Genomic DNA, 24205 nt, shown 5'->3' with positions numbered 1-24205 from the left:
ATCGCGCCAGGACACGCAAATCCGCAGCTTGCAGAGGATCAGCCTGGCGGCGCAGGAGGAGATTGTACTGAGCGTGGGCGGCAACGCCGTGCGCATTACCGCCGAGGGCATCAGTACGCTGGGCAAGACCACGGTGTTTGGGCCATTTGCCACCATGGCGCAAAGCCGTCAGCCGGTAGACGTGGCAGGCCTGCCCGGCCCCGTCGGCTTGTTTGGCGAGCAATTCCGCCTGCGCGGTCCGCAACGCAAGGAGTGGCACAACTTGCCGGTTGGTATCCACACCTCCGCTAGCCAGTGGGCACAAGGGAGCGACCGCAATGGTGCCAGCCCGCCGCTGCATGCGGGCCAACAGCAGCAGGCCCAGGCCGCCGTACTGTGGCATGACTGGGGCAAGCCGCAAGCGCCTGCTACCCCGACAGAGACCAATCAGCCCACCACCAAGCCAGGAGACCCGTCATGAGCCAGCCCAATCCGCTCACCACTCGCCAGATCATGAGCACAGACAATCTCTCTGCCACCAGCATGCTCAATAGCAAGCCCAACTCGGTGTGTTATCTGGAAGGCACCTGCCAAACCGCCTGGAGCCTGGCGCAGCAGTTTGCCATCGTGCGACTGTCGCCCTCCACCCCGCCAGACCGGCCACCACCACTGTTCCGCATCCGGATCAAACCCATCAGCCCTACCACCTATCGCCCCATCAAAGGTGATGTGAAGTCCAAGTCGGTACGCGCCCGCATCGTCGCCGCCACCTATGCCCGCTTCTATCTGGAAACCGAGGAGTTTAGCGACCCCAAGCGCAAGGGCCGCTACTACTGGATGGCACTGGGCGCATTCGCCAGCAAGAACGTAGCCTGTACTCTGGAACACCGCGCCGTCAAAGCCGCCACTGGCGTGGGCATCGATACCGTGGCCGATGGCCTGGGCAAGGGCAATTTCTGGCTGTTTCAGGACATTGCCCCCATTCACTGGCTGCACAGCTATGACTACAGCGCCTACTTCCACTGCGCCAACACACGCGGCGAAAAACTGCATGAGGTGATGGAAAACCAGCTCACGCAGCTACCCTGGGCCGAGCAGGCGCTGCCGGTATTGCAACACCTGAAACTGTCGTCCTATGCCCAGAAGGGCATGCTCTTGGTACGCGAGATTGAGAAGCTTAAGCCGGGATCGGACACATATCGAGAAAAACAACTCGCCCATTTATTGGCCATCGCAAATCACGAACAGCGGGTGGTACTGCAAAAACTAATTTACGACGACCCTGCCTTTGCCGTATGGCTGAAACGCCAACGCACCCTGCAACAGACGGCAGACACGCTGTTGGAACCCAGCACCACCTGGCCGCCGCAGTATGTGGATGAAACCAGCCAGGCGCTGGCCCTGCTCACCAAAGCGGTACTGCCACCACTGGAACTGGTATTTGCCGCCGCCTGTAAAACCCGCGACCCCAAGCTCAAATCTGTCGCACCCAAAGACACCGTATTGGAAAACGAAAACAGTCGAATGCGGTGGATTGGTTTAGCGGCGAAACAATTTCATGGCTTGATGGAGACGCAAGCTGAATATATGGACCAGCAATTGCGTAGCATCGCCAGCTGGCACACTCCCGACATGACTACCTTTGAGCTGGTATTACGCCAACACGACCCGTGGTATATGCGATGAAACAACTCCTGTCTTGCTTGCTATTCATCCTTCTTACTGCCTGCCAACCTAGCCGGAGTGATTCCAAGCCCATGTCTAATGCCATCAATCCAATTGAAATCACCATTCAAGTGGGTGAAAACGCCGATACATTTGCCAAGCGCAATGCGGATCTATTGCACTTGAATGTCCAACCAGCCGGGCTGACATTTTATCAAATAGACCGAGACCCACATCAATTGGCGATGGTTCAACTGGCACAAGGCAAGGCTAGTCTGACTATTCCCTATGTTCTTAGCGTCATGGGAACACTAAATACCGATTATTTATCAGCAGGATTAGAAAAATTTAGCCTATTTGCCGCCCTCACCGATCAAGACACTTTAAGTAATGAGGCGGTACGGGTGTATATCAACAGCCTGCTGCAACAATTCCGTGCCAAGGGTTGGCAAGCGCTGTTTTACTATGACGCACCACGACTAAGAGGGCAGGAACAATTTGAATATGCCTTGGCTGATTCTGAATATAGCTTTCAACTGGACGGTGAAATCGATCTCAGCCCGCATAACTGGCAGCGCATCAACTGGATTGCCAGCCCCACCTGGAGGTTTTATGCCGACAATGTATTTGCCAAAATCCAATTCGACCGCTCGCCCACCTGGGAGGACCCCAAGCAGCCTGGTACCGGTTTGCTGACCATTGACTTCCAAAGCATGGAAAGTTATCTGCGCTCGGAAATCGAAGAAAAAGATCGCGCCAACTGGCGTGCCTTCTGGCCGGCCAAGGCCAAGTGGTATCGCGACCGGCGCGATAGTGCGGAAATCCGCTTGCACAAAGAAGGCAAGCATATCGACCTGCACTACCAGGACCCGCCCTTGCCCCCGCCACCGCCCGGCCAGCGCAACCCGGAGTTGCCCCTGGAAGTCACCCGTCCGGCCCATCCGCTGATCAAATCCTCGGCGCGCGTACCACTCCAGCGCGACGCGCTGCCCTTGGGCACCACCTGCCACACCGGCGAACCTTGCCCGCAAAGCGGTATCTGGCATGCCCAGTTTCCGTCGCACAGCATCAGCAATCGCCAGCCGGGGTATGACGTGCAGCGCTTTTTTGCCCAGGGTAGCCTGATGCCGCCGGTGCCGGTGCACTACCCCCGGCTGCTGGGACGCTGGCTGGGCTACCCCGCCCAGATAGAGCCGGTGCGCTGGATTCTGATGGAGTACGCCTGATGCACCCACTGCGCCCGTTGCCTGTATTCAGCCCAGCGCTCGGCGCACTGGCATTGACTCTGCTGCTGGGGGCCTGCCAGGCCCAGCCACAGCATGCCATGCCCGATGTCTCTGCCGTTCAGGCCAAACTGGCCTTCAGCTGCGCCTACGAGCAAGACCGCCTGCCGCCACTGAACCCGGAAGCCGATCAGCTGTTTAAATACGCCCGCTGGCTGTGGCGCGGCAATATCGTTTCCCCCAAGCCCGCCGTCTATGCCGACATGGCGCGCTATTACCGCATTGCCGCTGCCTACGGCCATTACAAAGCCAATTTCAATCTGCAAAACTTGTACAGCCAGGGCGTGATTGACGGCGATATCGAGGAAATGCTCGACCTCAACGACAGCCTGATCAAGGCTGGGATACCGGTTGGCTATTACCTGCTCGGCCATTATGTGGAGGGTGGCGTCGGCTATGACGCCAATAAAGAACTGGCCTTGAAATACTTCCGCAAAGCCGCCGACCTGGGCAATAAGGAGGCGCAATATTATGTCGGTGATTTACTCACCCGGCTGACCATCTCTGAGCCAATACCTTTTGAAATTGGGCTGCAAATGCAACGCTGTGCAGCGGAACAGGGGCATGGTAAATCGGCACAAGAAATGGGCATTGCATCTCAATATCAGAAAAAATTTACCGAAGCGGTCAAGTATTTTGAGATGGGTGCCCGTGCTGGGGATTATCTATCGGCAGGGATGTTATCGGATGGGTTCAAGACAAAAGATCCCAACGATTCTGACTACCTCGCACTGCCAATTGATCAAGAACGGTCTGATCGTTATCAAAGCCTGATGCGGCAGTTAATGAACTACGAAATCTTCAACCCGGTGCTGCCCGATCTGGCCGCGATTATTCCGCCCCCTCCAGCCCCGCTGCCGGCCTGGGATGGCAAATTCCAGTGGCTGCGCGACTTTGAGGCCAATGTCCCGCCACCGCTGCCCACAGAGCAACGTATCCGTGAACTGGCCGAAGCCAAGGCGCTGGACCCGGCCACCGGCCGACCCGACCCCAAACGCCTGCAGGCGCAAAAAGCCCAGGCCGCGCAAGCCAAGGCGCTGCCCTTGGGCAGCACCTGCCAAACAGGCGAACCCTGCCCGCAAAGCGGTATCTGGCATGCCCAGTTTCCGCCGCACAGCATCAGCAACCGCCTGCCGGGTTATGACGTGCAGCGCTTTTTTGCCCAGGGCAGCCTGATGCCGCCTTTGCCGGTGCACTACCCCCGGCTGCTGGGGCGCTGGCTGGGCTACCCCGCCCGAGTGGAGCCGGTGCGCTGGATTCTGATGGAGTACGCCTGATGCGCCCGCTGCGCTTATGCAGCCCTATAATGCAGAAAACAAAAAACGGCCCATCTCACAATGGGCCGCTTTTGCTTTCTATCGAACCGACAACTTACTTCAGGCTGCCGGACAGGAAGGCTTTCAGGCGTTCGCTCTTGGTATTGCCGAATACTTCGTCCGGGTGGCCTTCTTCTTCTACCCGGCCCTGATGCAGGAACATCACGTGGTTGGATACATTGCGGGCAAAGCCCATTTCATGGGTCACCACCACCATAGTGCGGCCTTCTTCGGCCAGGGTTTGCATCACCTTGAGCACTTCGCCCACCAGCTCCGGGTCCAGCGCCGAGGTGGGTTCGTCAAACAGCATGACTTCCGGTTCCATTGCCAGTGCACGGGCAATGGCCACGCGCTGTTGCTGGCCGCCGGACATGTGCGCCGGATACTTGGCCTGGGCCTGGGCATCCAGCCCTACCTTGCGCAGGTATTTTTCGGCGCGGGCAATGGCTTCGTCGCGGGACAGGCCCAGCACGTGGATGGGGGCTTCGATGACGTTTTCCAGCACCGTCATGTGGCTCCACAGATTGAAATGCTGGAACACCATAGCCAGCTTGGCGCGCATGGCTTGCAGCTGTTTGTGGTCGGCCGGCACCAGCTCGCCCTGCTTGTTCTTTTGCAGGGTGATTTCCTCGCCCCCCAGGCTGATGCTGCCGGCGTTGGGCTTTTCCAGGAAGTTGATGCAGCGCAGGAAGGTACTTTTCCCGGAGCCGGAAGAACCGATGATGCTGATTACATCGCCTGCCTTGGCCTTGAGCGAAATACCCTTGAGCACTTCGTGGCTGCCATAGCTTTTGTGCAGGTCTTTAACGACTAGCTTTTCCATCTTTTATCCTTGCGGGTAACTCAGGCCTTCATCGGGCGCAGGTGCGCCAGCCACTTGCTTTCCGCCTTGCGGAACAGGGCCACCAGAACAAAGGTGATACACAGGTAAATCAATGCGGCCAGGCCAAAGGCATCGAACGAATCATAGGTGGCGGCATTGGCATCGCGCGCCACTTTGAGGATGTCCGGCACAGTGGCGGTAAAGGCAACGGTGGTGGCATGCAGCATCAGGATCACCTCGTTGCTGTAGGCCGGCAGTGCGCGGCGCAAGGCCGACGGAATGATGACCCGGCGATACAGGGTGAACTTGCTCATGCCATAGGCGCGGCCCGCTTCGATTTCACCATACGGGGTAGCCTTGATGGCACCGGCGAAGATTTCGGTGGTATAGGCACAGGTATTCAGACCGAAAGCCAGAATGGTGCAGTTATACCCTTCGCGGAAGAAGTGGTTGAGAAAGCCCACCTCGCGTACCACGTCCAGGCTGTACATGCCGGTGTAAAAGAACAGCAGCTGGATGTACAGCGGCGTGCCACGGAACACGTAGGAAAACAGCCACACCGGGCTGGACAGCCATTTGGATTTGGACACCCGGGCAATGGCCAGCGGAATGGACGCGCAAAAACCGAAGGCGATGGAAACCACCAGCAGCCACATGGTGACGGCCAGGCCGGACAGGTGATAACCGTCCGACCACAGGAAGGCTTTCCAGTATTGTTGGATGATGTCGATCACAGGTCTGCCTCCCGCACGCCGGTGGAATAGCGGCGCTCCAGCCACATCAGCACCACGCTGGAAACCGTTGTCAGAATCAGGTAAATGGCACCGGCCACCAGGGTGAAGAAGAACACGCGGTAGGAGCTCTTGCCCGCATCAATCGATGCTTTCACCACATCGGACAAGCCGATGATGGACACCAGCGCAGTGGCCTTGAGCATGACTTGCCAGTTATTGGAAATACCCGGCAGGGCAAAGCGCATGACCTGGGGAAACTGGATGCGCGAGAAGGTTTGCCAGCTGCTCATGCCATAGGCAATGCCGGCTTCGATCTGGCCTTTAGGCACAGACAGGAAAGCCCCGCGGAAGGTCTCGGTAAAATAGGCCCCGTAGATGAAGCCCAGGGTAAACACACCGGACACAAAGGGGTTGAGGTTGATCTGCTCCATACCCTGCCATTCGGTCAGATGATTCATGCCGATTTGCAGGCTGTAGAAGATCAGCAGCATCAGTACCAGGTCCGGTACGCCGCGAATCAATGTGGTGTAAAGCGTGGCAATGCCCTTGAGCACGGGATTGCTCGACAGCTTGGCGCCAGCGCCACCCAGACCGATGATGAAGGACACCAGAAGCGACATGACTGCCAGCTCCAGCGTAACCCATGCACCGTCCAGGATGATTGGCCCGAATCCATCCAGAAACATGGCCGTTTCCCCTGTATGTTGTGCTCGCCACACCCCGCCCCGCGCGCGCAGATACCCACTACCAGTCCCGCAAGGCAGGCGGCAGCGTGGTTTGTCACCGGAACAGTGTGTCAGCGAAGTTGGCAGCGGACGTAACAGTGGGTGTTACGCATCTCCTCCGCAGCCGTGATGAAAACGCGCCCCGCTGAGATCACCGGGGCGCGGTGCTTCCGTCAGTGTTACGACTTATTTGCCGTATACATCAAACGTGAAGTATTTCTTTTCGATTTTCTTGTAGGTGCCATCTTTGATCATGGCGGCAATCGCCTTGTCGATGGCAGCTTTCAGGTCGGTATCTTCTTTACGCAGGCCGATGCCGGCACCAGTACCCAGAGTTTTCGGGTCGTTCAGGTTGCCACCGGCGAAGGCAAAGCCCTTGCCTTCCGGTTTTTTCAGGAAGCCTTCGTCAGCCTGGATGGCGTCTTGCAGGGAGGCGTCCAGACGACCGGATGCCAGGTCAGCCAGCACCAGGCTTTGGTTTTGGTACGGAACCACTTCTACACCGCCCGGAGCCCAGTGAGCCTTGGCGTAAGCTTCCTGAATGGTGCCTTGCTCAACACCAACGCGCTTGCCCTTCAGGGAAGCGGCAGTCGGTTGCAGACCGGAACCAGCCTTGGCAACCATGCGGGTCGGGGTATTGAACAGCTTGGCGGAGAAGTTGATTTCCTTCAGACGTGCTTCGTTGATGGACATGGAGGACAGCACGCCATCAAATTTCTTGGCCTTCAGTGCCGGGATCATGCCGTCGAAGTCGTTTTCCACCCATACACACTTGGCTTTCATGCGTGCACAGATTTCATTGCCCAGGTCGATGTCAAAACCCACCAGCTGACCATTGGGGGCCTTGGATTCAAACGGAGCATAGCTGGCGTCAACGCCAAAACGGACTTCTTTCCAGTCTTTGGCAAATGCGCCAAAAGAAGTGGCCATCAGTGCCAGAGAAACGGCGGTAATCACTTTTCTCATCAAACTTCTCCTTACTGCTTGGTTTTATTGTTCACACCATGCCGGGCAGCCCCTGCCACCGCAACATACCGATACGCTGTGATCAGCTCGCCTGCCTTGTGGGCGGATCAAACTGACTGGCAGCAATGGTTATATGAATAGCGCAAATTGTCCAGAAGCACGACTCCGGATACAGGATAAATAACGCATCCACCCTGACCGTAGAGGACAGCAAATCAAGGCTGGGCCGATTTCTGGAAGATCAAGTCGCATTCGATTGTATTCTTGAGTACAAAATACAACAAACCCACGTAAAACTACGTAGCGTATTTTGCAGTGCGACATCAAATTTTCAAAGTACAACCATGCAATAGACGAAAAAAAACCGGTTTCATCTGGAAACCGGCTTCTCTGATTGATGCTGGCTTAGTTTTCTTCGCCAGCCGCCTTGGCCGCAGCAGCTGCAGCCTTGGCCGCTTCAGCAGCTTCCAGCTGGGCGCGGGCCGCAGCCTTGCGGGCCAGGCGCGCTTCTTCAGCCTGACGTTCGGCTTCTTCAGCAGCTGCACGGGCGCGGGCACGCATGATGCGCAGATAGTTATCAATAGCGCGCACCAGCTCGCGGGTGCCTTCGTGGGTCAGTGCGGAAATGGCAAACACACGCGGGGTGTCGACATCAAACGACTGGCTGTCGTCCGGCTGGGTTTTGGGCCAGCCATAGGCTTCCAGGAAGGCATTCACGGTCAGATCGCGCTCTTCTTCCGGCAGCATGTCCAGCTTGTTCAGCACCAGCCAGCGCGGCTTGCCGTGCAGTTCGGCATCGTATTTTTCCAGCTCGGCCACGATGGCACGGGCCTCACGCACCGGGTCGACATCCGGGTCGAACGGAGCGATATCCACGATGTGCAACAGCAGGCCGGTACGTTGCAAATGCTTGAGGAAGCGATGGCCAAGACCAGCACCTTCCGCAGCACCTTCAATCAGCCCCGGAATATCAGCAATCACGAAGCTGCTGGTATCGTCCATGCGCACCACGCCCAGATTGGGGTGCAGGGTGGTAAACGGATAGTCCGCCACCTTGGGGCGCGCGGCTGAGACCGAGCGGATGAAGGTGGATTTGCCGGCATTCGGCATGCCCAGCAGGCCCACGTCGGCCAGCACTTTCAGTTCCAGCTTCAGCGTACGCTGTTCGCCCTCTTCACCCGGCGTGCTCTGACGCGGCGCACGGTTGGTGGACGACTTGAAGTGGATATTGCCCAGACCACCCTTGCCACCACGGGCAATCATCACCCGTTGGCCATGATGGGTCAGGTCGGCCACCAGTTCGCCGGTGTCGTGGTCGGTAATCACCGTGCCCACCGGCATGTGCAGTTCGATATCGTCACCGCCCTTGCCGTAGCAATCGGCACCACGGCCACGCTCGCCATGCTGCGCCAGGTATTTCTTGACGAAACGGTATTCCACCAGGGTGTTGACGTTTTCGTCTGCCACGGCAAACACACTGCCACCCTTGCCACCATCGCCACCGTCCGGGCCGCCAAACGGCACGTACTTTTCGCGACGGAAACTGGCGGCACCATTGCCGCCCTTGCCCGCCATCACTTCAATACGGGCTTCGTCGATAAACTTCATACATCCTCCTTGAGGAGTCAGGCGTCAAGGTTGCATCCGGCAACCAGCCTTCACGCCTTGCCCCTCGTCTGGCCCGCCACATGGCAAGCCGGATAAAAAAAAGCCCTATCTCGCAGGATAGGGCTTTCTTGTCTGCAGAAAGCGATTATTCGCCGTCTACACCGGTGTACGGTACCACGGTAACGATCTTGCGTTGCAGCGCACCCTTAACGGTGAACTGAACATAGCCGTCAACCTTGGCAAACAGGGTGTGATCCTTGCCCTGACCAACATTTTCACCAGCGTGGAAACGGGTACCGCGCTGACGAACAATAATGGAACCTGCCGGAATCAGTTCGCCACCGTAAGCCTTAACGCCCAGGCGTTTGGCTTCGGAGTCACGACCGTTGCGGGAGCTACCGCCTGCTTTTTTGTGTGCCATGACTGTTTATCCTTACTTCGAAATCGCGTCGATGCGGATTTCGGTGAAGTTCTGACGATGACCCTGATGCTTCTGGTAGTGCTTGCGACGACGCATCTTGAAGATACGTACCTTGTCGCCACGACCGTGGGAAACAACAGTAGCCGTAACGGTGGCACCTGCAACCAGCGGGGCGCCTACAACAACCTGTTCACCGTCAGCGACCATCAGCACTTCTTCGAGTACGATTTGGCTGTCGACGTCTGCAGGTATCTGTTCTACTTTGAGTTTTTCACCGATGGCAACTTTGTACTGCTTGCCGCCGGTTTTTATGACCGCATACATTCGCATAGCTCCTAAAGAGGGAATCTTCCCCGCATCACGCGAAGAAGAACGCGAAACTATACGCAAGGTGCAAAAAGTTGTCAATAATTTCATCAGTTTAGCCTCGCAGCAAAGGTGGGCATGGCTGGCTGCATGGCTTTTCTGGTAACATTCCGCGCTTCTGGCTCCGCTAACACCAACATCTGGCTAAAACCGTGTCCACCCCGCTATTCCGTACCCTGATCGCTGAAGACATGCAGACCGTAGACCGCGTCATCCGCGCGCGCCTGCACTCCGATGTAGTTCTCATCCGCCAGGTGGCGGAATACATCATCACCGCCGGCGGCAAACGCCTGCGCCCGGTAATCACCCTGCTGTCCGGCAAGGCACTGGGTTATGAAGGCGACCATCTGTACGAACTGGCGGCGATGATCGAATTCATCCACACCGCCACCTTGCTGCACGATGACGTGGTGGACGAATCCGACATGCGCCGTGGCCGCGAAACCGCCAATGCCCTGTTTGGCAATGCCGCCAGCGTGCTGGTGGGTGACTTCCTGTACACCCGCGCCTTCCAGATGATGGTGACCACCAACAACATGCAGATCCTGCAGGTGATGGCCGAAGCCACCAACATCATTGCCGAAGGCGAAGTGCTGCAGCTGCTGAATATCGGCAATACCGAGCTGTCTGAACAAGACTACCTGCAAGTCATCCAGTACAAGACCGCCAAACTGTTTGAAGCCGCCGCCCGCGTGGGCGCGCTGATTGCAAACGGCAGCGACATCCAGGTCAAGGCTCTGGCCGACTACGGCATGTACCTGGGCACCGCCTTCCAGATCATCGACGACGTACTGGACTACAGCGGCGACGCCGACACCATCGGCAAGAGCCTGGGTGACGACCTGGCCGAAGGCAAGGCCACCCTGCCCTTGATCTACACCATGCGCCAAGGCCCCGCTGCCGCTGCCGACGTGGTGCGCCAGGCACTGGAAAACGCCAGCCGTGACCGTTTCCACGATGTATTGGCTGCGGTACAATCCTGCGGCGCGCTGGACTACGCCAAAAACGAAGCCATCAAAGCCGCTGAACAAGCCGTGGCCGCCATTGCCGACCTGCCAGACACCCCGGTGAAACAGGCACTGGTAGAACTGGCCCGCCTGTCAGTGGACCGCAACGCCTGAGCCGGATTTAAGTCTCCGTAGTTAAATGGATATAACGGCCCCCTCCTAAGGGGCAGTTACAGGTTCGATTCCTGTCGGGGGCACCACCTACACTTCCGGCGAAGTCCGAGAAAGTCCACAAAAGCCGCACCCAGTAAGGGTTTGCGGCTTTTTTTACGTCCGTATACATCCGAGGAAATCCGGCACCAGCCGGGGGAACCTGGGGGCATCATTGGGGTCATATGCCCCTGCCCCCAAAATCTGATGCCCCCATGCCCCCGGAGCCACCATGCCCCTTACCGATACAAGCTGCAGAACAGCCAAACCCCGCGATGATGGCAAGCCACTACGCCTTGCCGATGAAAAGGCATGTATCTGGAAATTGCACCAAGCGGTGCCAAGTACTGGCGCTTGAAGTACCGGCACCAGGGCAAGGAAAAACGGCTGGCCATTGGCGTGTATCCGGAAATCTCACTCAAGGAAGCCAGACAACGCCGTGACGCTGCACGACGGCTGATTGCAGATGGAATTGACCCAAGCAAGGCCAAACAGGAAGCCAAAGAGGCGGCAAAGCAAGCAGCCAGCAATACCTTTGCCACCATTGCCGAAGAATGGCTGGAGAAAGAGAGTCATGAATGGAGTGCACAACATACCGAGCGGGTCCGCTCAGCCATGGCGCTGCATATCTATCCGCACATCGGAGACACTCCTATTAATGAAGTGCGACCATTACAGTTGCTGGAGGTACTGCGCAAGGTTGAAAACGCTGGCCATATAGATACCGCCAAGCGTCTACGGCAGCGCTGCTCTGCCATTTTCCAGCTTGCCATCCTGACAGGCCGCGCCGAAGCAGATCCGGCGGCTCCGCTAGTCAGCGCAATGAAGACCCAACAATCCACGCCGCGCAAAGCCTTACGCCGTGAAGATATTCCCACCTTTCTGGCCGCACTGGACGCCTACGATGGGAACTTGCAGACCAAACTGATGATGCGGCTGATGCTGCTAACCTTCACTCGTGTGGGAGAAATGGCCCAGGCACGCTGGGAAGAAGTCGACTTCGACAAGGCGCTATGGACGATTCCGCCAGAGCATCGGAAATTGCCTGAAAAATCCAAGGCCACCGCCAGCCCGCATCTGGTCCCGCTCGCCGACCAAGCCTTAGCCGTATTGCGCCAACTGCAAACCATTAGCGGACACCGGGAACACATCTTTCCCAACCGCAACAGTCCGCGCCGACCGATGTCACCAGAAACACTGCGCAGGGCATTACATAACATGGGCTTCAAGGGCAAGGTGGATGGCCATGGTTTCCGTTCTACTGCATCCACCATTTTGAATGAGCAAGGCTTCAACCCCGATGCTATCGAGCGCCAGCTCTCTCACATTGACACCAACAAGGTTCGAGCGGCTTACAACCGAGCGGAATACATGAAGGAACGACAAAAGATGATGCAGTGGTGGGCAAAATTTCTAATGCCCAGCATTTCCCTCACAAACTAATTCAGGACACGCAATGCCAGCCCATCAAAATACCAAACGTAGACATCATCATGTATGGCAACACTATCTTAAGCCATGGACAAAGAACGGAGCCATTTGGTGCCAACAGGACAATAAAATATTCTCAACAGGCACAACAACTGTTGCCATTGAGAATGATTTTTACAAAGTTGCCGAACTATCCATCTCACAAATTGAATACCTCAAATTAATTTTCACAATGAAAGATGACAAAGAGCTAACCAAAATACACTACGATTTTATAGACAAGATACAAGCTCCATTTCAATTTATTAAAAAAATAAACGCACCCCTAGAAAAAACAGGATCAGTTCTGAAACACTACTCTTCGAACGTACTAGAAGATTATCATGCCAGCATCGAGAATTCATTTTCTCAACACCTCAAAGACGCACTCAACAAGAATATAAAATTCTACTTAACCGATGAATCATGCATAACATTCATAAACTACATCTGCACTCAATACATGAGAACGAAAGGCATTAAAGAAAGGGCCATACAAGCCAATGCAGCAGCAAACCTGCCAGACCTAGCACCAATGTGGAATATGATGATTCACATGTTTGCAATAAATATTGGAAAATCATTATTCACAGAAAGAAAAAGCGAAAATTAGCCATCATTACCAACGATTTAAATACACCATTCATCACAGGAGACCAACCTGCCATTAACATAAAAAAGAAAGAAGGAAAGCAACAGGATGAACTATCCATCTACTACCCCATATCACCAAACCTTGCATTAATTCTATGCGACATTAATCAAGAACCAATAATGCCAGAAAATGGAATACAACCACATCAAGTTGACGAAGTTAATAAATTAATTGCAAACGCAAGCCACAAGCAAATCTTCTCCAATTCAAAAGAGTATTTAAACAATTTTCATTATAAATAATTCTAATTCTTAGAAACTGTCAAAAATCAATATTTATCAAAGCTTCTAGACTTTATACTCACCCTAGAATTGCCCTCTTCTAAAAATCTCCTCAAACTGAAGCCGACATCCGTCGGCATCAGCGTTCGCCGTTCCTGGGCCGCTACAGCGCCCCCAACCCCGAGCGCGCGCAATCGAAGCCCCGCCTCGCCCCCGGTCTTAATGTGCCTCAAATCATGCACCTGCATGATTCCCCGCAAAGCCCGCCCAGCCGGGCTTTGTCGTAGCCTTTTCCCCTCTGTCGAATCATGCGTTTTCATGCACTTTCATGCAGATTCATGCGCCTCTTTCGGGTGATTTCCCGCTTTCCCTGCTGGACGTTCTCGGACACATCGCGTTTTTGATCCGGTGGCGTCCTGTTACGTCCAGCGCAGTACGGCCCGATGACTCCACCCGGCTGAGCGGGTGATTTGTGCGTGGTTTTCTGCCGCTTTTCGGGGGCTTGTTGTATGGCGCTTCCATACAACAGGCTTCGCGTTTCAAGCCGTTTTGTTTTCGGGATACTGCACCCGTTCCCCGACACATCCGGGTTACGCCGACGCCATCCAACCAACGACAACAGGACACACCATGCCGCCATCCCTCCTCCCAACCACGCCCACCCGTTTCTTGCGCCTGCCGGAAGTCATGGGTCTAACAGGGCTGTCGCGCTCGACCTTGTACGACGCCATCAAGCGCGGCAGTTTTCCGGCCTCTGTGCCGCTGGGCGGTAAGGGGGTGGCTTGGGTATCCACCGAAATCGAAAGCTGGATGGCCAGCCGCATCGCCGCCCGTCAACAATAAAACCAGAAAGTCACACTCATGCACCTTTCCAACTCAGTGATGAACACCACGCTGACCGCACAACTGGCCGACGCCGAAGCCGCCATGGCCGACTACCTGCGCCACCGCCAGGACTGGCAAGCCAAGACTGCCTTGCTCAATCAGCAAAGCGCTGCCGCCGACGCTGCAGAAACCAGCGCCAAAGGGTTCAAGGAACAAGCCCGCGCCCTGCTGCGCCAGATGATGGGCAAGAACACCAAAGAACTGCAGGCGCTCCGTGCCGAAGAACGGGCCGCTTACAGCCAGGCCGAAGACTTCCGCGACTTTCTGCAAGAACTGGAATTCGCCCGCGATGAAGCCGAAATCAGCATGCTCGAAGCCGGGAGAAGCTACATCGGCAAACGTGCCGCCGCACTGGCCACGCTGGCCGAAGTTGTCGTTACCAGCATTCAGTCATCCTGCCCCAAGTTACTTCCCCTCTCCCTATCCGCCGCCCGTACCGCATCGCGGTCGGGAAACTCTCCTATGCGCACCAGCCGGGCGATGATGGCAGCGCGGCTGCGGCCCATGCTTTGCGCGATGCTGGCGCAGTTTGGCGAGGCGGGGTCGTGCCAGTTGGCGCGCAGGCGGGCGTCGTCGCTGGCGCTCCAGGCTTTGCCTGCGTTGGGAATGTCGATAGGGCCGCTGCCTTGTGTCGTATGCGCGGGCGGACGGGGTGGTGTAGCAGACGTCGTGGCCGGCATAGCGGGCTTGGGCTGAGTGGCCCACCAGGCGGGCTGACCGGCTTGCTCCAGCCGCTGGTCGTCGGCCTGCATGGCGCTGGCCTGGTCGGCAAAATAACCTTGTTTCACCAGCCGGGCGAGGATGGCGGTGCGGCTGCGGCCCAGCTTGTCTGCCAGCTCGGCACTGGTGACGGTGGCGGAGGTTTCCCACAGCGCACTCAGGCGGTTGTCTTCGGCAATGCTCCAGCGCTCACCAGCCCGGTTTTGGCCGCAGCGGGCAGGTTGCGAGGGCTGGGCAGGCTCAGCGGCGTGCTGCTTGCTCACCCGCTTGAGCTGTTGGTAGTAGTGGGCCCGCGCCTGGTCCAGCGCCGGGTCTTTGGGGGTGTGGAGCGCCTGGCCACGGTGCAAAGGGTCCTGGCCCAGTATCAGTTGTTCGACGATTTCCAGTTCCCGGTTCATGTTGAGCTCTCTGGGCTTGCGCGCTGGCTTCAAGGTGCCGTAGCCAGTCACCATTGTGTTGACCGTGTCAGTATGGCGGACGATGGTCTGTTGGTCTGTAGTAGTCAACACGTACAGACCGGGAGATCGTTGACAGCCTAGCACGGTCAGCATGGCATCTGCCGCAAGCAATGGATAAGCCACACACCATGAAGAGATGGGTGAATTGTTAAGGTGTTTGCCAGGATAGTCCCAAGCAGAGCAGTTACTGGTATACCTGTCAGCCTGATTCACGCCCGGATGCCGCCATGCGCTTTGCCATTACCCTGACCGATCGTTTCAAGGTGCTGCTGGACCTGGCCTTGCTGGCTGGCTGGCAGCCGCTGAAAATCTTCACCTGTCCGCTGGATGGCAAAATCCACGACAACCGGCAGGTGGTGGAGCAGGCCGCCCGGCTGGGCATTCCCGTCCAGCTGTCGCCCATGACCGAGGCGGATCTGGCCGCACTGGCAGCGCAAGGCTGCGAAGCCCTGCTGCTGGGCAGTTATGACTGGAAAGTACCGGACTGGCGGCCTTATCTGGCCCATGCGGTCAACTTCCACCCCTCGCCGCTGCCGGAAGCACGCGGGCCGTTTCCGCTGGTGCGGGCCATTCTGGAACAGCGCAGCCAATGGGGCGTGAGCTGCCATGTGGTGGAGCCGCACTTTGACAGCGGCGCGCTGCTGGATCAGCAACTGTTCGCCCTGAGCCCTGATGAAACCCTGGTCACGCTGGAATGGAAGTGCCAGCTGGCGCTGGAGCAGCTGGGCCGCCGTGTGATCGCGGACTTCTCCAGACTGTGGCAACAGGCCAAGCCGCAAGGGCCGGGTAGCTACTGGCCGCGTTGGGGCGAGGCCGAACGCACGCTGAACCTGCGCGGCCCGCTGGACGCCGTCCTGCGGCAGTTGCGTGCCTTTGGCGATATCAACTGTCTGGCCGAGGCCAATGGCGTGAGCTTTGTGGTGCATCGCGCCCATGGCTGGCTGGAGCCGCACAGCCACACGCCCGGCACCCTGCTGCGCAGCGTGGACCTGTCCATGCTGTTTGCCGTGCAGGATGGCTATCTGGTGATCAGCGAATGGAGCGTGCAGTCGCCCGGTGCCATCAGTGGCAGAAGGCCGTTCTGAGCGCCGCTATCCGATTGGTCATTTCACGAAAAACAGCCCGTTAAGGGCTGTTTTTTCGCGTAACAAGTCAGTACTACCACTGGCCACCCAGTGCGGCAATCAAGGCCACGCTGGCGGTGTACTGGCGGTTTTTCAAGGTCCACAGGCTGTTTTCCGCGCTGATGCGGCTATTTTGCGCGGTCAGCACATTCAGATAACTCACCACCCCGGCGCGGTACTGGTTGAGCGCAATGGTTTCCGCCCGCTGCGCCGCCGCCAACGCTGCTTGCTGGTACTGCATTTCCTCATCCAGCAAGGCCTGGGCTGACAGATTGTCCTCTACCGCCTGAAAAGCACTCAGCACCGTCTGGCGATAACTGGCCACACTGGCGTCGTAGCTGGCCACGGCAGCGGCGGTCTGTGCGCGGCGCAAGCCACCGTCAAACAGGGTGAGCGCCAGCGCTGGCCCCACACTCCAGATGCGGTTGGGCAGGCTGACCCAGTCGGCAAAGCTGCTGCTCTTGTAACCGCCGCTGGCAGTCAGGTTCAGCGTGGGAAAGAACGCGGCCTTGGCAATGCCGATTTCGGCATTGGCCTGTGCCACCGCCCGCTCTGCCGCCGCGATGTCCGGACGGCGCTCCAGCAAGGTGGACGGCAGGCCGGCTGGAAGTTGTGGCAGATGGGGCAGGGTTTTGCTGACCGGCAGCGTGAAGCTGGCCGGGGCCACACCCAGCGAGGCGGCGATGGCGTGCTCCAGCTGGGCACGGCTCAGCTGCTTGTCCACGCGGGCGGCCTGAGCGGTTTTCCAGCTGCTTTCCGCCTGCGCCACGGCATCATCCGACACCATGCCCACGGCAAACTGGTTGCGGGTGAGCTGCAGGGTTTGCAGCAGATTGGCCTCGCTGTCCTGCAATTGCTTGAGCTGCACATCGGCGGCCACCAGTTGCAGATACGCCGTCGCCAGTTGCGCCTGACTGCTCAGACGGATGGACGCCAGCTGGGCGGCGCTGGCCGCCTCCTTGGCATTGCCCGCCTCCACCGCGCGGCGCACCGTACCCCACAGGTCCACTTCCCAGCTGGCGCTGGCGGACAGATTGTACTGATTGCTGACACTGCCGCCCGCCGTGGTCACCCCGCGGGTTTTGCTGGCGGTGCTGCTGATGGTGGGCCACAGGCTGGCTTCGGCCTGATCCAGCAAGGCGCGGGCATTACGGTAATTGGCCTCGGCCTGGGCAATGGTGGGGCTTTGCCGGTTAAGGGTGTCCATCAGGCTATCGAGCTGAGGGTCCTGATACACCGCCCACCAGTTGCCACGCGGGGCGGCATCTTGCGGGGTAGCGGTTTTCCAGCGGCCGTCTTCCTTGTACGTTGCCGGAATATCCATCTTGGGCCGGGTATAGTCCGGGCCGATGGCGCAACCGGCCAACAGCAGGCTGATCAGGCCGGCCAGTACCAGCCGGGACGGGGTGAATGCAGACATGCGTGTCATTCCTTGTGTGCGGCGGCAGCCCGGCTGCGCCAGTTGTCACGCCATTGCTGGCACCACAGGCGGAAGCGGTCCAGATACAGGTACACCACCGGCGTGGTGTACAAGGTCAGCAACTGGCTGAGCAGCAGGCCACCGACAATGGAGATGCCCAGCGGGGTGCGCATCTCGGCACCATCGCCATGCCCCAGTGCCAGCGGCAAGGCACCAAACAGGGCGGCCAGCGTGGTCATCATGATGGGGCGGAAGCGCAGCAGGCAGGCTTGCAAGATGGCATCGTGCGAGCTGAGGCCCTGCTCGCGTTCGGCGCTGAGGGCAAAGTCAATCATCATGATGGCGTTTTTCTTGACGATGCCGATCAGCAGCAGCACGCCAATCAGCGCAATGATGTTGAACTCTCCACCGGTGGCCAGCAGTGCCAGCAAAGCCCCTACCCCGGCCGACGGCAGCGTGGACAGGATGGTGAGCGGGTGCACCACGCTTTCATACAGCATGCCCAGCACGATATACACCGCCACCATGGCCGCCAGAATCAGCATGGGCTGGCTGCCCAGCGAATCCTGAAAGGACTTGGCCGTCCCCTGGAAGCTGCCATGTATCGACGATGGCAGGCCGATGTCGGCTGTGGCCTTGTCGATGGCCGCGGTCGCGTCGGACAGCGAATTGCCCGGCGGCAAATTGAAGGACAAGGTGGTGGCGGCAAACTGGCTTTGGTGGTTCACCGCCAGCGCGGTATTGGTGGGCTGCCAGCGGGCAAAGGCCGACAGCGGAATCGGCTGGCCGGTGGTGGTTTGCAGATAGATGCTGCGCAGGCCTTCGGCGCTTTGCCAGAACGGGGGGGCGACTTCCAGCACCACATGGTACTGGTTGAGTGGGTTGTAGATGGTGGACACCTGGCGCTGGCCGAAGGCGTCGTTCAGCACCGAATCGACTTGCGACTGGGTCAGGCCCAGCCGGGCCATGGCGTCACGGTCGAAGGTGAGCGTGGTTTGCAGGCCTTTGATTTCCTGGTCGCTGCTGACATCAGCCAGCATCGGCAGCTTTTGCAGCGCCTGCTGCACCTTGGGCGTCCAGCGGCGCAGTTCTTCCAGATCATCACCTTGCAGGGTGTACTGGTACTGGGCGTTGGCAGCTCGCCCCCCCATGCGGATGTCCTGCACGGATTGCAGGAACAACTGCGCCCCCGGCTCACGCGCCAGCCGCTTGCGCAGCCGGGCGATTACCTGATCGGCGTTTTCCGTGCGTTCACCCAAGGGCTTGAGGCTGACAAACATATTGGCGGTATTGCGCTGGCCGCCACCGGTAAAGCCGATCACCTTGTCCACCGCCGGGTCCTGCCCTACCGCGTCGATAAAGCGTTGCAGCTTTTGCTGCATGGCCTGGAAGGAGATGCTCTGGTCGGCCTTGATCATGCCGGTCAGGCGGCCGGTGTCCTGCTGCGGGAAAAAGCCCTTGGGCACAATCACATACAGATACACATTCAGCGCGATGGTGGCGCCGAGAATCAGCATCATCAGCGGGCCGTGACGCAGCGCCCAGCCCAGGCTGCGCCGATAGCCGGCCTGCATGGCGTCGAACATGCGCTCGCTCCAGGCAAACAGTCGGCCCGGCGGTTGTTCCGTATGCGATTTGAGCCAGCGCGCGCACAGCATGGGCGTGGTGGTGAGCGACACCAGCAAGGACACCATGATGGCCACCGACAGCGTGACGGCAAATTCGCGGAACAGACGGCCGATGATGCCGCCCATCATCAGGATGGGGATGAACACCGCAATCAGCGAAATGCTCATCGACAGCACGGTAAAGCCCACCTCACGCGCGCCCTGCAAGGCCGCCTGCAAGGGCTTCATGCCGTTTTCGATATGGCGGGCAATGTTTTCCAGCACCACGATGGTGTCGTCCACCACAAAACCGGTGGCAATGGTCAGCGCCATCAGGCTGAGATTGTTGAGTGAAAAGCCGCACAGATACATCACGGCAAAAGTACCCACCAGCGACACCGGCACGGTGATGGCGGGAATGGCGGTGGCACGGCCATTACGCAAAAACAGGAAGACCACCAGGATGACCAGCGCGATGGAAATCAGCAGCGAGCGCTCCACCTCGGACAGCGAGGCGCGAATGGTGGAGGTGCGGTCCATCACCACCTGCATCTTGATGGCGGCCGGAATGGACGCCTGCAATTGCGGCAGCAGCGCTTTTACCCGCTCCACGGTTTCGATGATGTTGGCACCCGGCTGGCGGAACAGGATGATCATCACCGCCGGTTGCTTGCCCAGCAAACCGGCATTGCGCACGTCCAGTACCGAATCCTTCACCTCGGCCACGTCGGACAGGCGCACCGCCGCGCCGTTCTTGTAGCTCACCACCAGCGGCAGGTAGTCGCTGGCCTTGCCCGCCTGGTCATTGGCCTGCACCTGCCAGTGGCGCTGGCCATCCTCGACAAAGCCCTTGGGCCGGTTGGCATTGGTGCTGGTGATGGCCGCGCGCACGGTTTCCATGCCAATGCCGTAATGGTTCAGCTGCAAGGGGTTCATTTCCACCCGTACCGCCGGTTGTGCGCCGCCACCGATATTCACATCACCAATGCCCTCCACCTGGGCCAGCTTCTGGCCAAGGATGGAGTCGGCGGCATCGTACATCTGGCCACGGGTAAGCGAGTCCGAGGTCAGGCCGATGATCATGATGGGCGCATCGGCCGGGTTCACCTTGCGGTAGGTGGGGTTGGACGGCATGCCGGTGGGCAAGAGCGAACGCGCGGCATTGATGGCGGCCTGCACATCGCGCGCGGCACCGTTGATGTCACGGTTGAGGTCAAACTGCAAGGTAATGCGGGTGGAGGCCAGCGAACTGGACGAGGTGATTTCTGTCACCCCGGCAATGCGTCCCAGCGCCCGTTCCAGCGGCGTGGCTACGGTGGACGCCATGGTTTCCGGGCTGGCGCCGGGCAGCTTGGCGCTGACCGAGATGGTGGGAAAATCCACCTGCGGCAAAGGCGATACCGGCAGCAGCTTGAAGGCGAGGAAACCCGCCAGCAGGATGGCCAGCGTCAGCAGCGTGGTGGCAATGGGCCGCCGGATGAAGGGCGCGGACGGAATCATGCCTCGGCCTCTGCCTGATCATCCGCGGCATGATCAGCCCGCCGCCAGCGCCGGGCCAGCCGGTCGAAGGCCAGGTAAATCACCGGCGTGGTAAACAGTGTCAGCACCTGGCTGACCATCAGCCCGCCCACCATGGTGACGCCCAGCGGCGAGCGCAATTCGGACCCCATGCCGCTGCCCAGCATCAAGGGCAGCGCGCCCAGCAGCGCCGCCATGGTGGTCATCAGGATGGGACGGAAGCGCAGCAGGCAGGCCTGGTAGATGGCATCGCGCGGACGCATGCCCTGCTCGCGCTCTGCCTCCAGTGCAAAGTCGATCATCATGATGGCGTTTTTCTTGACGATGCCGATCAGCAAAATGATGCCGATGATGGCAATCACCGACAGGTCATCGCCGCTCACCAGCAAGGCCAGCAAGGCACCAATACCGGCCGAGGGCAGCGTCGACAGGATGGTGATGGGGTGGATATAGCTCTCGTACAGCACGCCCAGCACGATATACATGGTGATGATGGCCGCCAGGATCAGCCACAAGGTATTGCTGAGCGAAGCCTGGAAGGCCAGTGCCGCGCCCTGGAATTTGGTATCCAGGCTGGCGGGCATGCCCAGTTCGGCTTCGGCCTGACGGATGGCCTCCACCGCCGGGCCCAGCGCCGCACCCTTGGCCAGGTTGAACGAGATGGTGGTGGTGGGGAATTGCCCCAGATGGTTGATGGTGAGTGCCGTCGGGCGCTGCTCGATGCTGGCCACGGTATCCAGCGGCACCGGGCCGCCGCTGGCGGTGGGTACGTAAATACCCTTCAGCGACAGCGGGCCTTGCTGGTTCTGCCCGTCCACTTCCAGCACCACGCGGTACTGGTTGGTCTGGGTGAAGATGGTGGAAATCAGCCGCTGGCCAAAGGCGTCGTACAGCGCATTGTCGATGGCGGCAGTGGTGACACCCAGCCGGGCGGCAGTATCGCGGTTGATATTTACATAGGCTTGCAGGCCCTTGTCCTGCAAGTCGCTGGCAACATCCGCCAGTTGCGGCAGCTGGTTCAGCTTGTGCACCAGCTTGGGCACCCATTGCGACAGGTCGTCCGGATTGGTGGCTTGCAAGGTGAACTGGTACTGGGTGCGGCTGACGCGGGTATCAATGGACAAGTCCTGTACCGGCTGCAAATAGAGCGACATGCCCGGCACGCTGTTGGCGCTTTGCTGCAGCCGTGCCAGCACGGTGCGGATATCATCGCGCTCGCCCTTGGGCTTGAGGTTGATTTGCAGGCGGCCGCTATTGAGCGAGGCGTTATTACCATCCACGCCAATAAAGGATGACAGGCTGTCCACCGCCGGGTCTTTCAACAAGGCCTGGGCCAGCTGTTCCTGTTTTTGCGCCATGGCAGTGAAAGAAATGCTTTGCGCCGCCTCGCTGCTGCCCATGATGGCGCCGGTATCTTGCAGCGGGAAAAAGCCCTTGGGCACTGCCGCGTATAGCAGTACGGTCAGCACCAGTGTGCCTGCCGCCACCAGCAGGGTGAGTTTTTGCCGGTCCAGCACCCAGCCAAGCATCTGGCCGTAACGGGCGATGATGCGGTCAAAAAACGCGCCGCTGGCATGATAGAAACGGCCCTGTTTTTCTTCCGGCACATGCTTGAGCAGGCGCGCGCACATCATCGGCGTCAGCGTCAGCGAGATGAAGGCGGAAATCAGGATGGACACCGCCAGCGTGATGGCAAATTCGCGGAACAGCCGCCCCACCACATCGCCCATGAACAGCAGCGGAATCAGCACCGCAATCAGCGAGAAAGTCAGCGAGATGATGGTAAAGCCAATCTGCTGCGAGCCCCTCAGCGCCGCCGCCATCGGCTTTTCGCCTTCCTCGATGTAACGGGCGATGTTTTCGATCATCACGATGGCGTCGTCCACCACAAAGCCGGTGGCAATGGTCAGCGCCATCAGGGTGAGGTTGTTGATGGAAAAGCCGGTGAGGTACATCACGCCAAAGGTGCCCACCAGCGACAGCGGCACCGCCACGGCCGGAATGATGGTGGCCGGCACATTGCGCAGGAACACGAAAATCACCATCACTACCAGCGCAATGGACAGCAGCAGTTCAAATTCCACATCCTCCACCGAGGCACGGATGGTGACAGTGCGGTCGCTCAGCACCTTCACATCCACCGCACCGGGCAGGGTGGACTGCAACTGCGGCAGCAAGGCCTTGATGCGGTCGGTCACCTGGATGACATTGGCACCCGGCTGGCGCTGCACATTGAGGATGATGGACGGCGTGCTGCCCGCCCAGGCCGCCAGCCGCATGTTTTCTGCCGCGTCCACCACCTTAGCCACGTCCCGCAAGCGCACCGCCGCACCGTTCTGGTAGGCGATGACGACATTCTGGTACTCCTCGGCCGACTTGAGCTGGTCGTTGCCATCCACGGTAGAAGCCTGCTGCGGGCCGTCAAAACTACCCTTGGCCTGGTTCACATTGGCATTGCTGATGGCGGTGCGGATGTCTTCCAGCGTCAGGCCGCGCGCTGCCAGTGCCTTGGGGTTGCTCTGGATGCGTACCGCAGGCCGCTGGCCACCGCTGAGGCTGACCAAACCCACGCCGGGCACTTGCGACAGCTTTTGTGCCAGCCGGGTATCCACCAGGTCTTCCAGCTTGGTCAGCGGCAAGGTGTCCGAGCTGACCGCGATGGTGAGAATCGGCGTATCCGCCGGGTTCACCTTGCTGTAGATCGGCGGATTGGGCAGGTCGCTGGGCAACAGATTACCTGCCGCGTTGATGGCGGCCTGCACTTCCTGTTCGGCCACATCCAGCGTCAACTCCAGGCTGAACTGCAAGGTAATCACCGACGCGCCACCCGAGCTGGTGGACGACATCTGGGCGAGGCCGGGCATCTGGCCGAACTGGCGCTCCAGTGGCGCGGTAATGGAAGACGTGATGACTTCCGGGCTGGCACCGGGGTACTGGGTCACCACCTGGATGGTGGGGTAGTCCACCTCGGGCAAGGCCGATACCGGCAGCAGCTTCCAGGCCACCAGGCCGGTGAGCAGGATGGCCAGCATCAGCAAGGTGGTGGCCACCGGCCGCAGGATAAAGGGACGTGAAGGGTTCATG

The 24205-nt window shown here is 58.8% G+C and carries 22 protein-coding genes and 1 tRNA gene; 11 read left to right on the top strand and 12 right to left on the bottom strand.

Annotation, left to right across the window (positions count from 1 at the left end):
- The 4 genes from HWX34_RS09530 to HWX34_RS09515 form a co-directional block, all read left to right on the top strand.
- Window positions 1–460: DUF2345 domain-containing protein (locus tag HWX34_RS09530; protein WP_218645119.1), on the top strand; the 460-nt coding region annotated here is incomplete at its 5' end.
- Window positions 457–1665 carry a hypothetical protein gene (locus tag HWX34_RS09525; protein WP_178972003.1) on the top strand — a complete coding sequence of 403 codons (1209 nt, stop codon included), beginning with the start codon at window positions 457–459 and terminating at the stop codon, window positions 1663–1665. The genes HWX34_RS09530 and HWX34_RS09525, both read left to right, overlap by 4 nt.
- Before the next feature lie 383 nt (window positions 1666–2048).
- Window positions 2049–2870, top strand: a complete 822-nt coding sequence (locus tag HWX34_RS09520) for a hypothetical protein (RefSeq protein WP_178972002.1) — start codon at window positions 2049–2051, stop codon at window positions 2868–2870.
- Window positions 2870–4204: a DUF6396 domain-containing protein gene (locus HWX34_RS09515; RefSeq protein ID WP_178972001.1), complete on the top strand. Its 1335-nt coding sequence runs from the start codon at window positions 2870–2872 to the stop codon at window positions 4202–4204. Before HWX34_RS09520 ends, HWX34_RS09515 begins: the two co-directional genes overlap by 1 nt.
- A 94-nt stretch (window positions 4205–4298) precedes the next feature.
- On the opposite strand, the gene HWX34_RS09510 is transcribed toward HWX34_RS09515, so the two are convergent.
- From HWX34_RS09510 to rplU, 7 genes are all read right to left on the bottom strand, one after another.
- Window positions 4299–5066, bottom strand: coding sequence for an ABC transporter ATP-binding protein (locus HWX34_RS09510; RefSeq protein ID WP_045847792.1), 768 nt, complete (start codon window positions 5064–5066; stop codon window positions 4299–4301).
- A gap of 20 nt (window positions 5067–5086) precedes the next feature.
- Window positions 5087–5800: an ABC transporter permease gene (locus tag HWX34_RS09505; RefSeq protein WP_045847791.1), complete on the bottom strand. Its 714-nt coding sequence runs from the start codon at window positions 5798–5800 to the stop codon at window positions 5087–5089.
- Window positions 5797–6486 (bottom strand): ABC transporter permease, encoded by a 690-nt coding sequence (locus HWX34_RS09500; protein ID WP_045847790.1) that lies wholly within the window; start codon window positions 6484–6486, stop codon window positions 5797–5799. Before HWX34_RS09500 ends, HWX34_RS09505 begins: the two co-directional genes overlap by 4 nt.
- Before the next feature lie 225 nt (window positions 6487–6711).
- Window positions 6712–7491, bottom strand: a complete 780-nt coding sequence (locus tag HWX34_RS09495) for an ABC transporter substrate-binding protein (protein ID WP_178972000.1) — start codon at window positions 7489–7491, stop codon at window positions 6712–6714.
- A gap of 405 nt (window positions 7492–7896) precedes the next feature.
- On the bottom strand, window positions 7897–9099 hold the full coding sequence (obgE, locus tag HWX34_RS09490; protein WP_178971999.1) for a GTPase ObgE: 1203 nt from the start codon (window positions 9097–9099) through the stop codon (window positions 7897–7899).
- 145 nt (window positions 9100–9244) lie between these two features.
- The gene (gene rpmA / locus HWX34_RS09485) at window positions 9245–9520 is read right to left on the bottom strand and encodes a 50S ribosomal protein L27 (protein ID WP_045847787.1); all 276 of its coding nucleotides are present in this window, start codon (window positions 9518–9520) and stop codon (window positions 9245–9247) included.
- A 12-nt stretch (window positions 9521–9532) separates the two neighbouring features.
- Window positions 9533–9844, bottom strand: coding sequence for a 50S ribosomal protein L21 (gene rplU, locus HWX34_RS09480; RefSeq protein ID WP_045847786.1), 312 nt, complete (start codon window positions 9842–9844; stop codon window positions 9533–9535).
- A gap of 194 nt (window positions 9845–10038) precedes the next feature.
- Here rplU and ispB point away from each other — a divergent pair, with 194 nt between their 5' ends.
- From ispB to HWX34_RS09450, 6 genes are all read left to right on the top strand, one after another.
- On the top strand, window positions 10039–11007 hold the full coding sequence (ispB, locus tag HWX34_RS09475; protein WP_178971998.1) for an octaprenyl diphosphate synthase: 969 nt from the start codon (window positions 10039–10041) through the stop codon (window positions 11005–11007).
- An 11-nt stretch (window positions 11008–11018) separates the two neighbouring features.
- A tRNA-Arg gene (locus HWX34_RS09470) sits at window positions 11019–11093 on the top strand.
- Between the two features lie 262 nt (window positions 11094–11355).
- Complete coding sequence (locus HWX34_RS09465; RefSeq protein ID WP_178971997.1) at window positions 11356–12486, top strand: tyrosine-type recombinase/integrase; 1131 nt, start codon at window positions 11356–11358, stop codon at window positions 12484–12486.
- A gap of 13 nt (window positions 12487–12499) precedes the next feature.
- Window positions 12500–13126, top strand: coding sequence for a DUF4238 domain-containing protein (locus HWX34_RS09460; RefSeq protein ID WP_178971996.1), 627 nt, complete (start codon window positions 12500–12502; stop codon window positions 13124–13126).
- On the top strand, window positions 13051–13410 hold the full coding sequence (locus HWX34_RS21565; protein WP_178971995.1) for a DUF4238 domain-containing protein: 360 nt from the start codon (window positions 13051–13053) through the stop codon (window positions 13408–13410). Before HWX34_RS09460 ends, HWX34_RS21565 begins: the two co-directional genes overlap by 76 nt.
- Before the next feature lie 609 nt (window positions 13411–14019).
- Window positions 14020–14232, top strand: coding sequence for an AlpA family transcriptional regulator (locus tag HWX34_RS09450; protein ID WP_178971994.1), 213 nt, complete (start codon window positions 14020–14022; stop codon window positions 14230–14232).
- 33 nt (window positions 14233–14265) lie between these two features.
- Here HWX34_RS09450 and HWX34_RS09445 read toward each other — a convergent pair whose 3' ends face one another.
- Together HWX34_RS09445 and HWX34_RS09440 are read right to left on the bottom strand one after the other, a co-directional pair.
- Complete coding sequence (locus HWX34_RS09445; RefSeq protein WP_178971993.1) at window positions 14266–14544, bottom strand: hypothetical protein; 279 nt, start codon at window positions 14542–14544, stop codon at window positions 14266–14268.
- A 116-nt stretch (window positions 14545–14660) separates the two neighbouring features.
- Window positions 14661–15392 carry a hypothetical protein gene (locus HWX34_RS09440; protein ID WP_178971992.1) on the bottom strand — a complete coding sequence of 244 codons (732 nt, stop codon included), beginning with the start codon at window positions 15390–15392 and terminating at the stop codon, window positions 14661–14663.
- A gap of 287 nt (window positions 15393–15679) precedes the next feature.
- Between HWX34_RS09440 and HWX34_RS09435 the strand changes: the two genes are divergently transcribed.
- Window positions 15680–16537 carry a formyltransferase family protein gene (locus HWX34_RS09435; RefSeq protein ID WP_178971991.1) on the top strand — a complete coding sequence of 286 codons (858 nt, stop codon included), beginning with the start codon at window positions 15680–15682 and terminating at the stop codon, window positions 16535–16537.
- A gap of 73 nt (window positions 16538–16610) precedes the next feature.
- Here HWX34_RS09435 and HWX34_RS09430 read toward each other — a convergent pair whose 3' ends face one another.
- The 3 genes from HWX34_RS09430 to HWX34_RS09420 are packed head-to-tail and all read right to left on the bottom strand — an operon-like array spanning window position 16611 to window position 24204.
- The gene (locus HWX34_RS09430) at window positions 16611–17996 is read right to left on the bottom strand and encodes an efflux transporter outer membrane subunit (RefSeq protein WP_218645118.1); all 1386 of its coding nucleotides are present in this window, start codon (window positions 17994–17996) and stop codon (window positions 16611–16613) included.
- Window positions 17997–18001: 5 nt separating this feature from the next.
- A complete protein-coding gene (locus HWX34_RS09425) occupies window positions 18002–21103 on the bottom strand; it encodes a multidrug efflux RND transporter permease subunit (RefSeq protein WP_178971989.1) in 3102 nt (1033 codons plus the stop codon).
- Window positions 21100–24204, bottom strand: a complete 3105-nt coding sequence (locus HWX34_RS09420) for an MdtB/MuxB family multidrug efflux RND transporter permease subunit (RefSeq protein WP_178971988.1) — start codon at window positions 24202–24204, stop codon at window positions 21100–21102. Before HWX34_RS09420 ends, HWX34_RS09425 begins: the two co-directional genes overlap by 4 nt.
- Window position 24205 lies beyond the last annotated feature (1 nt).

The organism is Aquitalea sp. LB_tupeE (genome assembly GCF_013391415.1).
Taxonomy (GTDB): domain Bacteria; phylum Pseudomonadota; class Gammaproteobacteria; order Burkholderiales; family Chromobacteriaceae; genus Aquitalea.
This window is presented reverse-complemented; position numbering and strand designations above follow the sequence as displayed.